Origin of the sequence: Pseudonocardia halophobica (genome assembly GCF_050948485.1) — a bacterium.
Taxonomy (GTDB): Bacteria; Actinomycetota; Actinomycetes; order Mycobacteriales; family Pseudonocardiaceae; genus Pseudonocardia; species Pseudonocardia halophobica.
Map to the genome: position 1 here is coordinate 6,217,315 of NZ_CP192046.1, position 12,979 is coordinate 6,230,293.

At 72.7% G+C, this 12,979-nt stretch carries 12 protein-coding genes; 5 read left to right on the plus strand and 7 right to left on the minus strand.

Annotated elements, in window-relative coordinates; translation table 11 throughout:
- Window positions 1–17: 17 nt before the first annotated feature.
- From ACQP04_RS29685 to ACQP04_RS29705, 5 genes are all read right to left on the minus strand, one after another.
- Window positions 18–578: a YdeI/OmpD-associated family protein gene (locus ACQP04_RS29685; RefSeq protein WP_433503831.1), complete on the minus strand. Its 561-nt coding sequence runs from the start codon at window positions 576–578 to the stop codon at window positions 18–20.
- A gap of 57 nt (window positions 579–635) precedes the next feature.
- Window positions 636–1,139: a YdcF family protein gene (locus ACQP04_RS29690; RefSeq protein ID WP_433503832.1), complete on the minus strand. Its 504-nt coding sequence runs from the start codon at window positions 1,137–1,139 to the stop codon at window positions 636–638.
- A gap of 382 nt (window positions 1,140–1,521) precedes the next feature.
- Window positions 1,522–2,628: a cystathionine gamma-lyase gene (locus tag ACQP04_RS29695; protein ID WP_433503833.1), complete on the minus strand. Its 1,107-nt coding sequence runs from the start codon at window positions 2,626–2,628 to the stop codon at window positions 1,522–1,524.
- Window positions 2,629–2,713: 85 nt separating this feature from the next.
- A complete protein-coding gene (locus tag ACQP04_RS29700) occupies window positions 2,714–3,721 on the minus strand; it encodes an NAD(P)H-dependent glycerol-3-phosphate dehydrogenase (RefSeq protein WP_433503834.1) in 1,008 nt (335 codons plus the stop codon).
- On the minus strand, window positions 3,718–4,476 hold the full coding sequence (locus tag ACQP04_RS29705) for a lysophospholipid acyltransferase family protein (protein WP_433503835.1): 759 nt from the start codon (window positions 4,474–4,476) through the stop codon (window positions 3,718–3,720). The genes ACQP04_RS29700 and ACQP04_RS29705 overlap by 4 nt, the downstream gene beginning before the upstream one ends.
- Before the next feature lie 94 nt (window positions 4,477–4,570).
- On the opposite strand from ACQP04_RS29705, the gene cofC reads away from it, so the two are divergent.
- The 3 genes from cofC (at window position 4,571) to ACQP04_RS29720 (ending at window position 7,722) form a co-directional block, all read left to right on the plus strand.
- Window positions 4,571–5,212 carry a 2-phospho-L-lactate guanylyltransferase gene (gene cofC / locus ACQP04_RS29710; protein ID WP_433503836.1) on the plus strand — a complete coding sequence of 214 codons (642 nt, stop codon included), beginning with the start codon at window positions 4,571–4,573 and terminating at the stop codon, window positions 5,210–5,212.
- Window positions 5,213–5,268: 56 nt separating this feature from the next.
- On the plus strand, window positions 5,269–6,306 hold the full coding sequence (locus ACQP04_RS29715) for a slipin family protein (RefSeq protein WP_433503837.1): 1,038 nt from the start codon (window positions 5,269–5,271) through the stop codon (window positions 6,304–6,306).
- A gap of 159 nt (window positions 6,307–6,465) precedes the next feature.
- Window positions 6,466–7,722, plus strand: coding sequence for a GNAT family N-acetyltransferase (locus tag ACQP04_RS29720; protein ID WP_433503838.1), 1,257 nt, complete (start codon window positions 6,466–6,468; stop codon window positions 7,720–7,722).
- Here ACQP04_RS29720 and ACQP04_RS29725 read toward each other — a convergent pair.
- Complete coding sequence (locus tag ACQP04_RS29725; RefSeq protein WP_433503839.1) at window positions 7,664–8,878, minus strand: FAD-dependent monooxygenase; 1,215 nt, start codon at window positions 8,876–8,878, stop codon at window positions 7,664–7,666. The two genes, ACQP04_RS29720 and ACQP04_RS29725, sit on opposite strands and share 59 nt — an antisense overlap.
- Window positions 8,879–9,096: 218 nt before the next feature.
- Between ACQP04_RS29725 and ACQP04_RS29730 the strand changes: the two genes are divergently transcribed.
- Window positions 9,097–11,442 carry an RNA degradosome polyphosphate kinase gene (locus ACQP04_RS29730; protein ID WP_433503840.1) on the plus strand — a complete coding sequence of 782 codons (2,346 nt, stop codon included), beginning with the start codon at window positions 9,097–9,099 and terminating at the stop codon, window positions 11,440–11,442.
- Between the two features lie 15 nt (window positions 11,443–11,457).
- Window positions 11,458–12,378 carry an NUDIX hydrolase gene (locus tag ACQP04_RS29735; protein WP_433503841.1) on the plus strand — a complete coding sequence of 307 codons (921 nt, stop codon included), beginning with the start codon at window positions 11,458–11,460 and terminating at the stop codon, window positions 12,376–12,378.
- Window positions 12,379–12,382: 4 nt separating this feature from the next.
- Here the strand turns inward: ACQP04_RS29735 and ACQP04_RS29740 are convergent, their stop codons facing one another.
- Complete coding sequence (locus tag ACQP04_RS29740; protein ID WP_433503842.1) at window positions 12,383–12,970, minus strand: HU family DNA-binding protein; 588 nt, start codon at window positions 12,968–12,970, stop codon at window positions 12,383–12,385.
- Window positions 12,971–12,979 lie beyond the last annotated feature (9 nt).

Genomic DNA, 12,979 nt, shown 5'->3' on the forward strand with positions numbered 1-12,979 from the left:
TCCGAATTCACCGTGGTTCAGCCGACCTCGCCGCGCGCCACTGCTACAGCGGCGGCGATGCGACGAAGCCGCGTCTCCGGCTTCTTCGCCCGGGCGAGGGCCTCGAGGTGGGCTCGACGGGTGGAGGGTGTCATCGCCTCCCACCCCGCGGCTGCCGCCGGATCGTCGTCCAACGCTGAGCGCAGGTCAGAGGGCACGATCCCGGCTTGGGCGTCGGCCAACAGCATCCACATGCCGTTGGACTTTGCGACGTCGATCGCGGCCTGACCCGCCGGCGTCATCCGGCCCTCCGCGATCAGCTGAGCCACGAGCTCGCGGTTGATGGTGCTCCACGCGCTCCGCGGGCTCCGGGGGCTGAACCTCTGCTTGCGGGACGACGTGTCGTGCTTTCGGGACAGGCCGTCGATCCAGCCGAAGCAGAGCGCCTCCTCGAGGGCCTGCCGCTGCGTGAGCCCAGGGCGCCCGGAGCGGGCGTGCGGGATGACCACCCACGCCTCGCCGGCACTCGACGCGTGCTCCGCCAGCCACGCGCGCCACTCGTGCGGGGTGGTCGCGTCGAGGGGAACGTCGTTGCTCATCCGGGTGAGCCTGCCACCGTTCACATGAGCGGTCCGGGCCCGCTCGACGAGGATCGGTCAGCAAGCCGGCTGCAACGCTGCCCGGATATAGCCTGCGGTCTGGTAGATGTACGTCCAGACCCAGTACTCGAAAGACAGATCAGCGGGACTCTCCGCGATCATCAACTGCCCGTCGAAACAACGACTCAGGATGTAGCGCGCCCGGGAGATGTGCGGGCGAAACGTCACCACGATGACCGAACGCCACTGCTGCTCCACTGCCAGGCGGTGAAGCTCCTCCGCTTCACCCTTCGTCGTCGCGGGTTCGGGCGAAAAGCACGTGACGGTGAACGTGTAGCGCTGATGAGAGCAGAGGTCCGTGAGCCAGATATCCTGTTCACCAGCAGGATTGGAGACCACCACCCGTGGCGCATAGCCTTGCAGGGCAAGCTCGAGCGCGTACGGGTAGCGCTCATAGCCGTTCCCACCCAGGACAACGATCGCGTCAGCAGGACGCAGCTCGTCCAACCGCGGCGTGACATAAACGGGAAACCCGGCAGCCCCGATGAGGAAGATCGCCAAGAAGACACTTGCGACGGCCACTCGGATTCGCCGACGTGGAACCGCTACCGCCATCGGCCGGTCACGTGAACAGACAGGCATCCGCACTCGTCGAACGCTTGCGTCCTTGCACGGTTGCGTGGGCCGCCGCCAGCTCCGGGCGTCAAGCACTGCGCCATGCTCGCATTCACCCCAGGTCCTCCCGGACGAAGCCGACACGGATGCCACCGACGTGATCACGGGGCTCAGTCGACCGGTTCCCAGCCGTTCTCACCCCGGCAGGGTCGTCCAGCGGACGATGAGCGTTAACCACTGTCTCCGATAGGTCGCGCCACTGATGTAGTCCGGCCGCGACCGGTCGCTGTGCTCTCAGCGACGGCCCTTCTGACGCTCGTGGACGACTTCAGACCCGCACCGCGTCCAAGGCCCCGAGCACGTCGGCGACCAGGTCGTCCGTGTCCTCGCAGCCGGCAGAGAGCCGGAGCAGGCCGGGCGGGACGGCATCGCCCCACCGCGCCCGCCGGTCGGCGGAGGTCTGGAGCCCGCCGAAGCTGGTCGACGACGACACCAACCGAGACGCGGCGAGGAACTCCCCCACCGCCTCGGCCGAGGGCAGTGTGAACCGCAGGATCCCGTTCCACCGCCGCATCTGCCGCGACGCCACCGCGTGGGAGGGGTCGGAGGGCAGGCCCGGCCACCGGACGTCCGACGCCGCGGGGTGCCCCAGCAGCGCCTGGACCAGCGCGTGCGCGTTCTTCGCCTGCCGTTCCAGCCGCAGGTCGAGCGTCCCGAGGCCCCGGTGCGCGAGCCAGGTCTCCATCGGACCGGGAATCGCGCCGCTGCGGGTGCGGGCGGCCCGGACGCGTCCGGCGAGGATCGGGTCGGCGCAGGTCACATGCCCCAGGACGACGTCCCCGTGCCCGGCCAGCGCCTTGGTGTCGCTGGCGATCACGAAGTCGGCGCCGAGGGGCAGCGGCTTCTGCCCCAGCGGCGTGGCGGTGGTGTTGTCGACCGCCACCAGCGCGCCGGCGGCGTGTGCGGCCTCCGCAATGGCCCGGATGTCGCACACCTCGAGGCCCGGGTTCGACGGCGTCTCGAGCAGCACGAGCGAGGCGCCGTTGAGCGGCTCCCACGCCCCCGCCGTCCCGAACTCGCGGACCTCGACGTCCATCGGCGCGAGCTCCTCGGAGGCGACGAGGCGGCCGATGTAGTACCCGTCGCTCGGCAGGACGACGGCGGTGCCGGGCCGGGCGCACAGCCGCATCACCGTGGACAGTGCGGCCATCCCGGAGGCGAACGCCACGCACTCCCCGCCCTCGAGGTCGCCGACCGCGACCTCGTAGGCCCTCCACGTGGGGTTGCCGGCGCGGCCGTAGAAGTACTCGGGCTGGGGGTCGTGCGGGAGCCCGAGGTCGAAGGTCGCCGACAGCACCGGGCCGGGGTGCGCGGCGTCGCCCACCGCGCCCGGCGAATGCCCGCCCCAGACGCAGCGCGTCCCGTCCCCGCTCATGGGCCTCCTTCAAGCGGCTCCGCCGCATGTGCGCGGTAAGTGGTGCTAGAGCACCACTTACCGCGCACGGGCGGCGGAGCCGCGGTCACTCGGGCTTCGGCGCCCGCGAGATCAGTTCCTTCGCCATGGCGGTGGCGGAGTAGCCCTCGTGGCACACCCGCCGCACGGCGTCGGCGATCGGCAGCTCCACCCCGTGCCGTTCCCCGAGCTCGCAGATCGACACACACGATTTCACGCCCTCGGCGACCTGCCCGTGGTTGGCCGCCTCGGCCTGGGCGAGCGTCTCGCCGCGGCCCAGGTGCTCGCCGAAGGTGCGGTTGCGGGAGAGCGGCGACGAGCACGTCGCCACCAGGTCGCCGAGCCCGGCGAGCCCGGCGAAGGTCAACGGGTCCGCGCCCAGCTCCGCGCCCAGGCGGGCGGTCTCGGCCAGGCCGCGGGTGATGAGCGAGGCGCGGCTGTTGTCGCCCAGCCCCATCCCCGCCGCGATCCCGACGGCCAGCGCGATCACGTTCTTGCCCGCGCCGCCCAGCTCGCAGCCCACGACATCGGTGTTGGTGTACGAGCGGAAGTAGTCGTTCGACGTGGCGGCCTGCAGCTCCACCGCCCGCTCGTGGTCCGCGCACGCGATCACCGTGGCGGTCGGCTCGCCCTGCGCGATCTCCCGCGCCAGGTTCGGCCCGGAGACGACGGCGATCTGGTCCGCCGGCACCGCCGCCACCTCGGCGATCACCTGGCTCATCCGCTTGAGCGTGCCCAGCTCGACGCCCTTCGCCAAGCTCACCAGCGTCCGCCCGGGCGGGAGCAGCGGCTTCCAGTCCGCCAGATTCGCCCGCAGCGTCTGCGACGGCACGGCGAAGACGACGGCGTCCGCACCGTCGAGCGCGGCCGCGGCGTCGGACGTCGCGGAGAGGTTCTCGGGCAGCGCGACACCGGGCAGGTAGTCGGCGTTCTCGTGGCGGTCGCGGATCGCGCCGGCCACCTCCGGCCGCCGCGCCCAGAGGACGACCTGGCGCCCGGCGTCGGCGACGACCTTGGCGAACGCCGTGCCCCACGACCCGGCGCCCAGGACCGCGATCTTCGCCAGGCCCGTCACGCCGGCCCGCCGTTCCGCTCGGCCTCGGGGGTCGCCGCCTCGGCGGTCCGGCCCCCGGCGGCCCGGCGGTAGAAGCCCGGCGGCGGCGTCTCGTCCCGGACCTCGGCGAGCAGCTCCTTGCAGCGGGTCATGAACAGCTCGGTCACCTCGCGGAGGATCGTCGCGTCGATGGGCCTGCCGCGGTACGCGGACAGGTCGATCGGCTCACCGGCACGCACCGTGATCTGCGTCCGCGGCAGCGGCCGGAACTTCTTGTTGTAGTGGTCGTACACCTCACGGGTGCCCCAGTGCACCATCGGCAACACCGGCACCTCCGAGGACAGCGCCAGCCGCGCCGCGCCCGTGCGCGAGTGCATGGGCCAGCCGTCCGGGTCCCGCGTGATGGTGCCCTCCGGGTAGATCACCACGACCTTGCCGTCCGCCAGGCCCTCGACGCCCGCGCGCAGGCTCTGCTGGGCGTCGGCCGAGTCGCGGTAGACCGGGATCTGCCCTGTGCCGACCAGCACCTTCCCGAAGACCGGGATCTTCCACAGGCTCGCCTTGGCCAGGAAGCGCGGCACGCGGCGGGCGGTGTGCACCCACAGCGCCGTGTACACGGGGTCCAGGTAGGAGATGTGGTTCGCGACGACCAGCGCCCCGCCCTCCGCGGGCAGGTGCTCACGACCCTCGTAGTGCGGGCTCCCCGTCAGGTACGACAGCGGGTAGAAGACCGCCGCCGCCACCCCGACCCAGAACCCGCCCTTCTCGCGCGCCACCGGTGCCCCTCTCCTGTCGTCGATCGACGCCGATCCTTCCCTGCCCGCCCGGGCGCGGTCCACCGACACGCTCCCCGAGTGGAACGATGGGGTGGTGAGCAGCCGCGAAGTGGGTCTGGTCGTGCCCGTCAAGGGGCTCGACGCGGCCAAGTCCCGGCTGCGCGGGGCGGCCGACGGCGGGGTGGGCGACCCGGCCCGGCACGCCGAGCTCGCCCTCGCGCTCGCCCTGGACACCCTCGACGCCGTGCTGGCCGCCACGCGCGTGGCCGCCGTCGTCGTCGTGACGAGTGACGAGACGGTCGGCCGGGAGCTGGCCGGGACGGGTGTGCGGATCGTGCGCGACGAGCCGGCGGCGGGCCTCAACGCCGCCCTCGTCCACGGGGCCGCGCTCCTGCCGCACGACCTCGCCCACGGCGCCCTTCAGGCCGACCTCCCGGCGTTGAAGCCCGAGGAGCTCGACGAGGCGCTCGACGAGGCGCTCGCGCACGCCACGACCCGCGCCTTCTGCACCGACGCCCAGGGCGACGGCACCACGCTCCTCCTCGCCCCCGCGGGTGCCCCCCTCGATCCCCGCTTCGGCCCCGCCTCCGCCATCGCACACAAGGAGTCCGGCGCCGTCCCGCTGACCGGTGAGCTGCCCGGCCTGCGCCGGGACGTCGACACCGAGGCCGACCTCCGCGAGGCCTGCGCGCTGGGCGTCGGACCCCGCACGGCCGGGCTCTTCGTCTGCCGGTAAGGCCTGGTCAACGACCGGGAGCGGGTCGATAATCCAGGCCTGCAGGGAGGCGCGTGATGACCGTTCTCTGGATGGTTCTCGTGGTCGTCGGCTTCATGATGCTGGTGAGCGCCGCGACCAGTGTCCGGGTGGTGCAGCAGTTCGAGCGGGGGGTGGTCTTCCGGTTCGGCCGGCTGCAGCCGCAGACGAGAGGGCCCGGGCTCGCGACGCTCATCCCGATCGCGGACCGCATGCAGAAGGTCAGCATGCAGGTCGTGACCCTGCCGATCCCGGCGCAGGACGGGATCACCAGCGACAACGTCACCGTCCGGGTCGACGCCGTCGTCTACTACCGCGTGGTCGACCCGGTCCGGGTGGCCGTCGACGTCCAGGACTACGGCTCGGCGATCCTGCAGGTCGCCCAGGCGTCGCTGCGCTCGATCATTGGCAAGAGCGAGCTCGACGACCTGCTGTCCAACCGCGAGCGGCTCAACCAGGGCCTCGAACTGATGATCGACAACCCGGCGGTCGGCTGGGGCGTGCACATCGACCGCGTGGAGATCAAGGACGTGGTGCTGCCGGAGTCGATGAAGCGCTCGATGTCGCGGCAGGCCGAGGCCGAGCGCGAGCGCCGCTCCCGGGTGATCACGGCCGAGGGCGAGCTGCAGGCCTCCAAGCAGCTCGCCGAGGCGGCCCAGGTGATGGCCGCCAATCCCGCCGCGCTGCAGCTGCGGCTGCTGCAGACCGTCGTCGAGGTGGCGGCGGAGAAGAACTCCACCCTGGTCCTGCCCTTCCCCGTCGAGCTGCTGCGGTTCCTGGAGCGTTCGACCCCCTCAGGCGGACCGTCGCCGACGCAGGACCACGGCGGCGCGCCAGCCGGCGACCACCAGGGCGGCGATGCCGGCGAGATCGCCGCCGGTGAGCCCGTGGGTCGGGGCGACGCTCAGGAGGATCGGCCCCTCCATCCGCCCGTTGACCAGGAACCACAGCACCGCGACGGCGGCGAGCGCGACCGCCCCGCCCAGCCCCGTCTCCCCGCTGACGGCGGCGAGCACGACGAGGGCGACCAGCACGAGGGAGGCGACCATCACGTCAGCCTGCCCTGGTCGGTGTGAGGCGAGGAGGAAGCTCGCCGAAGACAATTCGGGCGCTCCGGCCCGAATCGCGGCACCCGCGACGCTGCCTTAGGCTCAATTCTCCCGGCAGCCGGATCGGTGGAGAAGACGCCACGGCCGCCGTGAATCGCGCCGTCCCGACGTCGGAGTTCCCCAGGCATGGATTCCTTCATTCGCTCTGCCGTCGAGGTGGTGCGATCAACGGCCGAACTCGACGCGCTCGAGAGCGGGTGGGGCGAACTACTCGACGCGGTTCCCGATCATTCGCTGAGCCGGACGTTTCTCTACAACCGCGTCGCGTGGACGCATCTGGCCGAGCCCCGCGGCGCCGAGCTGGCGGTGATCACCGTCCGGCGCGGCGCGGAGCTCCTCCTGATCTGGCCCCTGCACGTCGAACGCCGGCGCGGCCACACGATGGCCACCCACCTCGGCAACCGGAGCACACAGGAGTACGCCGCTCCCCTGGTCCGGCCGGGCGAGCACGCCGCGGAGGCCCTCGAGCTTGCGACCGCGCACGCGACCCGGCTCGCCGACGTGCTCGCCGTGTACCACCAGCCCGAGGCACCGCTCCCGGTCGGCGGTCGTCTCGGTGCGCTCGCATTCGCCTCGACGACCACCTCGCCCCTCGCCGTCCGTCCCGCGGACGGGTTCGACGCCTGGCTGGCCGCCCGGCCCCAGAAGCTGCGGTGGGAGATGCGGCGCAACCGCAGGCGGCTGCAGAAGGCCGGCACCGTCGCCTTCCGCAGCTCCGCCGGCGATCCTGCCTTCGGGCACCGGGCGGTCGACTGGATCTTCGCGCGCAAACGTGAGTGGCTGGTCCGCCGGCACAAGACCACGCCGTGGATCAGCGAGGGGTCGGGCGAGGTGTTCTTCCACGAGTTGCTCGACACGACCCCCGCCGGTGTGGAGGTTCGCCCGCTGGTTGTAGGCGTGACGCTCGACGACGAGCTGGTCTCGGCCTCGGTCTGCTACCGCTCCGGGCGCGCGCTCGAGGGCTTCGTCATGGCGTTCGACGAGTCCCGCGCCTCGCTGGGCGCCGGCAACGTCCTGATCGAGGAGTGCGTGCGGCTGGCCTTCGACCTCGGCCTCGACTTCGACTTCCGCATCGACGCCTTCGACTACAAGCTCCGCTGGGCCGACCGCGGGACGACCCATCACACCCGGTTCGTCCCGTGCACCGTCCGCGGCCTGGCCCCGGTCGCCGCGCGGCACGCGACCCGCGCCTACGCCGAGCTCAAGCGGGCGTCGACGCCCCTGCTGACCCGGTACGTCCCCGGCGTGCTGTCCGCGCGGGCCCGGCACGAGCCGCCCGGACGGGTTGCCGCCGCGCTCGTGCAGGACGTGCGCGCCCGCCTGCTCAGCCCGCGAAGCGGCGACGCAGCGGCCCCACCACCCGCGGCGCGACCGTCCGGGTGACCGCGAGCGTCCGGTTGATCGCGGCGCCGAGCAACGGCACGGTGGTCAGCCGGTGCAGCGCCAGGTAGAGCCCCGGCGTCCGGCGCGCGACGAGCCGCCGTCGCTCGATCAGCAGCCGGGCGAAGTCCCGGGCCGGGCGCTCGACGTACCGTGGGACGGCCTCGAACCACGCCGCGCTCGACCGGGCCTGCCGCGCCGTGACCTCCAGGGCCTCGGCGCGCTCGCGCCCGTACCCGGCGAGGGCCTCCGCGAGGGTCGGCGCCTGCTCCAGGTGCCGGGCCAGGGCGATCGCGTCCTCCAGCGCCAGCCGGGTGCCCGAACCGACGCTGAAGTGGGTCGTGTGCGCGGCGTCGCCCACCAGCGCGAGGGTCCCGTCCGTCCACGCCGAGTTGCGGACCGTGGCGAACCGCCGCCAGGGGGCAGTTCCGCGCGCCTCCTCCTGCAGGACGAGCTTGTGCCCGTCGAGCTGCTCGGCGAAGGTCGACTCGAGCAGGCGGAGCGTCTCGTCCGGACCGAGCGTGTCGAGGCCGAGGGCCCGCCAGGTCTCCTCGGTCGTCTCCACGATGAAGGTGCTGCCGGCCTCGCCGAAGGCGTACGCGTGCGCCCACAGCCAGCCCGCCGGGCTCTTCACGAAGGGGAAGCTGAACGAGGAGAACTGCTTCTCCGTGCCAAGCCAGATGTAGCGGTTGCCCCCCTCGACGACCTCCGTACGGATGCCGGGCGCCCGGTCCCGCAGGGCGCTGCGCACTCCGTCGGCCGCGACGATCAGGTCGTATCCCTCGAGGTCGGCCGCGTGCCCGATCGGCCGCTCGAACTCGACGCGCACCCCGACCTCGCGCGCCCGGTCGACGAGCAACTTCTGCATGAGGTGGCGCCCCATGGCGTAACCCGACGCGGTGAACCGCACCTCGGATCCGTCGACCTCGACGACCTGGTCGTGCCAGGTGTAGCGGAATTCCCGCAACGACTCGGCGAAAGGCGGGTCGACGGCCTCGACCTGTGTCACGAGGTCCGGCCAGAACACGACGCCCCATCCGCGCGGCGCGCCTTCCGCGGCCCGTTCGAGCACGGTGACATCGGTGACGCCGGGGATTCTCGTCGCCAGAACAGCGAAGAAGAGCCCGCCGGGCCCGGCGCCGACGCACGCGATCCGCATGGGAGTCATCGTGCCAGTGACGCATTCCCCGGCCGGCTTCGCCCGTGGATCACCGGGATCCGGCCGGGCGGACCGCGGCACGGTTGCGATTTCCGGCACAACCGACCCCGCCGTCGCAGGTCAACCGCCATTCGTGATCCGCTCGTGACCGAGAGTTCACCCGGATGTCGGTCGCTCCGACGGGTCGGAGGAGCGGCCGGTGCGGAAGAATCCCGGCGGTGAGCACGGGCCCCGAGAACACCGAGACCGGCGGCGCCGGGACCAACGGCAGCCGCCGGTCGACCGCGAAGAAGGCCGCCCCGCGCCGCCGGGCCACCCCGGTGCGCGCCTCGCGGGCCGGCGCCCAGGTCGAGGCGGCCGCGCCCGGGCCGGCGCCCGTCCCCACGAGCGCGACCACCGCCACCGCCCCGACCGCGGCGAACGGGGCGGGCGCCGCCCCGATCGGGCCGCCCGCGCCCACCACCCTGGCCGCGCCGAGCGGGCTGCCGGAGGACCGCTACCTCAACCGCGAGCTCTCCTGGCTGGACTTCAACGCCCGGGTGCTCGCGCTGGCCGAGGACACCAGCCAGCCGCTGCTGGAGCGGGCGAAGTTCCTCGCGATCTTCGCCAGCAACCTCGACGAGTTCTACATGGTCCGGGTGGCCGGGCTGAAGCGTCGGGACGAGACCGGCCTGGCCGTGCGCAGCGCCGACGGGCTGTCCCCGCGCGAGCAGCTCGCCCGGATCGCCGAGCGCAGCCAGCAGCTCTCCGAGGCGCACGCCCGCGTGTTCCTCGACGAGGTGCGCCCCGAGCTCGACGAGAACGGCATCCACATCCGCCGCTGGAGCGACCTGTCCGACGCCCAGCGCCTGCGCCTGTCGGACTACTTCGCCGCGCAGGTCTTCCCGGTGCTCACGCCGCTGGCCGTCGACCCCGCGCACCCCTTCCCGTACATCTCCGGGCTCTCGCTGAACCTGGCCGTCACGGTCCGCGACACCGACAGCCGCACCGAGCGCTTCGCCCGGGTCAAGGTGCCCAACAACGTCCCCCGCCTCGTCCGGGTGCAGGACGACGAGGGCAAGCCGGGCCGGGACGTCACGTTCCTGCCGATCGAGGACCTCATCGGCGCCCACCTCGGCGAGCTGTTCCCCGGCCTGGAGGTCGCGGAGGTGCACGCCTTCCGCGTGACCCGCAACGCCGACCTCGAGGTCGAGGAGGACCGCGACGAGGACCTCCTGCAGGCCCTCGAGCGCGAGCTCGCCCGCCGCCGCTTCGGCCCGCCCGTGCGGCTCGAGGTCGTCGACACCATGAGCGAGCACGTGCTGGAGCTGCTGCTGCGCGAGCTCGACGTCGACCCCGGCGACGTCGTGACCGTGCCCGGGCTGCTCGACCTCACCTGCCTCTGGGAGGTCTACGGTGCCGACCGCCCCGACCTGAAGGACGAGCCCTTCCGCCCGGCCACGCACCCGGCGTTCGGCGAGCGGGAGATGCCACGCAGCGTGTTCGCCACGCTCCGCGAGGGCGACGTCATGGTCCACCACCCGTACGACTCCTTCTCGACGAGCGTGCAGCGCTTCATCGAGCAGGCCGCGGCGGATCCGAACGTGCTCGCCATCAAGCAGACGCTCTACCGGACCTCGGGCGACTCGCCGATCGTCGACGCCCTGATCGACGCGGCGGCGGCCGGCAAACAGGTCGTCGCGCTGGTGGAGATCAAGGCGCGGTTCGACGAGCAGGCCAACATCCGCTGGGCGCGCGAGCTGGAGAAGTCCGGCGTGCACGTGGTCTACGGGCTGGTCGGCCTGAAGACGCACTGCAAGACCTCGCTGGTCGTGCGCCAGGAGGGCTCGACGATCCGCCGCTACTGCCACATCGGCACCGGCAACTACAACCCCAAGACCGCGCGGCTCTACGAGGACATCGGCGTGCTCACCGCCGACCCCACGATCGGCGCCGACCTCACCGACCTGTTCAACTCGCTCACCGGCTACTCGCGGCAGACGTCGTACCGCAGCCTGCTGGTGGCGCCCTACGGCGTGCGGCGCGGCATCGTCCGCCGCATCGAGGACGAGGTCGAGGCGCACCGCTCCGGGGACTCCAGCGCGCGCGTCCGGATCAAGGTCAACTCCCTGGTCGACGAGCAGGTCATCGACGCGCTGTACCGGGCCTCGCAGGCCGGGGTGCCGGTCGACGTCGTGGTCCGCGGGATCTGCGCGATCCGCCCGGGCGTGCCGGGGCTCAGCGAGAACATCCAGGTGCGCTCGATCCTCGGGCGCTTCCTGGAGCACTCGCGGATCTTCCACTTCGGGGCGGCCGAGGAGTACTGGCTCGGCAGCGCCGACATGATGCACCGCAACCTCGACCGCCGCGTCGAGGTGCTGTTGCGGGTCGCCGACCCGAAGCTCGCCCGGCAGCTCGGCGACGTCTTCGACTCGTGCCTCGACCCCGCCACCCGCTGCTGGGTCCTGGAGGGCGACGGCACGTGGGAGCCCTCCCCGCCGAAGGGCACCGACCTCGAGAAGGTGCGCGACCACCAGGCGGAGCTGATGATCGCGCACGCCTCGCGGTCGCAGGTCGACGAGTGAGGGCCGGCCACCCGGATGTCTGATCTGTACGCGGCGCTCGGGGCCGACGTCCTGGCCGCGGGAACGGTCCTGTGGCGCGCGACCAACGCCGGCCCGCAGGTCGCGCTGGTGCACCGACCCAAGTACGACGACTGGGGGTTCGCGAAGGGCAAGCTCGACAACGGCGAGTCCCTGGCCGCCTGCGCGCTGCGCGAGACGTGGGAGGAGACCGGTGTGCGGGCGCGGCTCGGCGCCCGGCTCGGCGACGTGCGCTACCGCGTGCCCGAGGGCAGCAAGCTCGTCCGGTACTGGTCGGCCGAGGCGCGGGAGTCCACCGGGTTCCTGGCCAACGACGAGATCGACGAGCTGGTCTGGCTCCCGCCCGCCGAGGCGGGCGTGCAGCTGAGCTACGCCCACGACGTCGAGGTCCTCGAGCGGTTCACCGCGCCGACCTCGGTGTTGCTCCTGGTCCGGCACGCGAAGGCGGGCAGCCGTAAGGACTGGGACGGCGACGACGACCTGCGCCCGCTCTCCGGCGTCGGGCGCACGCAGGCCGAGCACCTGGTCGACTTCCTCGGCCGGTTCGCCCCCGAGCGCTTCCACTCCGCGGTCCCGGTGCGCTGCGTCGACACGATCTCCCCGTACGCCGACGCGCACGGCGCGAAGATCGAGCGCGAGCCGCTGCTCGGCGAGGAGGGCTACTGGCAGGACCCGGCCGCCGGGCTCGCCCGCTTCCGCGAGCTGCTCGCCCGCCCCGGCCTGACCGTGCTCTGCAGCCAGGGCGGGGTGATCCCCGACGTCGTCGAGACCCTGCTCGACGAGTACGACCCGCTGGTCACGGGCGTGCCGGACCCGGAGAAGACCCCCGTGCCCTCCCGCAAGGGCAGCACGTGGGTGCTCACGACCGACCCCACCGGCGCCCTGCGGACCGCCGACTACTACCCCAGCCCCACCTGAGGGCCTACTTCTTCGCCTTCGCCTTCTTGGCCGGCTTCTCCTTCACCACCTTGGCCGCGGCCTCCTTGACCGCCTCCTTGGGCGTCTCCTTGGGCGCCGTCTTCCTCGCGGCCGGTTTGGCGGCGGCCTTCACCGGCGCCTTCTCGGTGGCCTTGGCCTTGGTGGCGGTGGCCTTCGCGGCCGTGGAGCGGGCCGTCTTCTTCGGCGCCGGGGCCTCGACGGCCTCCTCCGCGGCGAACGAGCCCGACGAGCGGGCCGCGCGGGCCGCGGGGCGCGGGCTGCGCGCCGGGGCCTTCTTCGCGGTCGCGGCGGCGCCGTCGTTGCCGGCCACCGTGGTCCGGAAGGCGGTGCCCGGGCGGAAGGCCGGGACCGTGGTCGGCGGCACCGGGACCGTCTCGCCGGTGCGCGGGTTGCGGGCCACGCGCGCCGCCCGCGCCCGCGCCTCGAACACGCCGAACCCGGTCAGGGTCACCGACCCGCCGGAACCGACCGTGTCCACGATGATGTCCAGGACTCCGTCCACTGCGGACGCCGCGGTGCGCCGGTCACCGAGGCGCGCCGCCAGCGCGTCCACCAGCTGGGTCTTGTTCATGGCCCCGCA

What these genes read in the sequence shown, in the direction of transcription:
- ACQP04_RS29685 (WP_433503831.1), bottom strand. Translation starts at nt 578, where the DNA reads ATGAGCAACGACGTTCCCCTCGACGCGACCACCCCGCACGAGTGGCGC.
- ACQP04_RS29695 (WP_433503833.1), bottom strand. Translation starts at nt 2,628, where the DNA reads ATGAGCGGGGACGGGACGCGCTGCGTCTGGGGCGGGCATTCGCCGGGC.
- ACQP04_RS29715 (WP_433503837.1), top strand. Translation starts at nt 5,269, where the DNA reads ATGACCGTTCTCTGGATGGTTCTCGTGGTCGTCGGCTTCATGATGCTG.
- ACQP04_RS29720 (WP_433503838.1), top strand. Translation starts at nt 6,466, where the DNA reads ATGGATTCCTTCATTCGCTCTGCCGTCGAGGTGGTGCGATCAACGGCC.
- ACQP04_RS29725 (WP_433503839.1), bottom strand. Translation starts at nt 8,878, where the DNA reads ATGCGGATCGCGTGCGTCGGCGCCGGGCCCGGCGGGCTCTTCTTCGCT.
- ACQP04_RS29735 (WP_433503841.1), top strand. Translation starts at nt 11,458, where the DNA reads ATGTCTGATCTGTACGCGGCGCTCGGGGCCGACGTCCTGGCCGCGGGA.
- ACQP04_RS29740 (WP_433503842.1), bottom strand. Translation starts at nt 12,970, where the DNA reads ATGAACAAGACCCAGCTGGTGGACGCGCTGGCGGCGCGCCTCGGTGAC.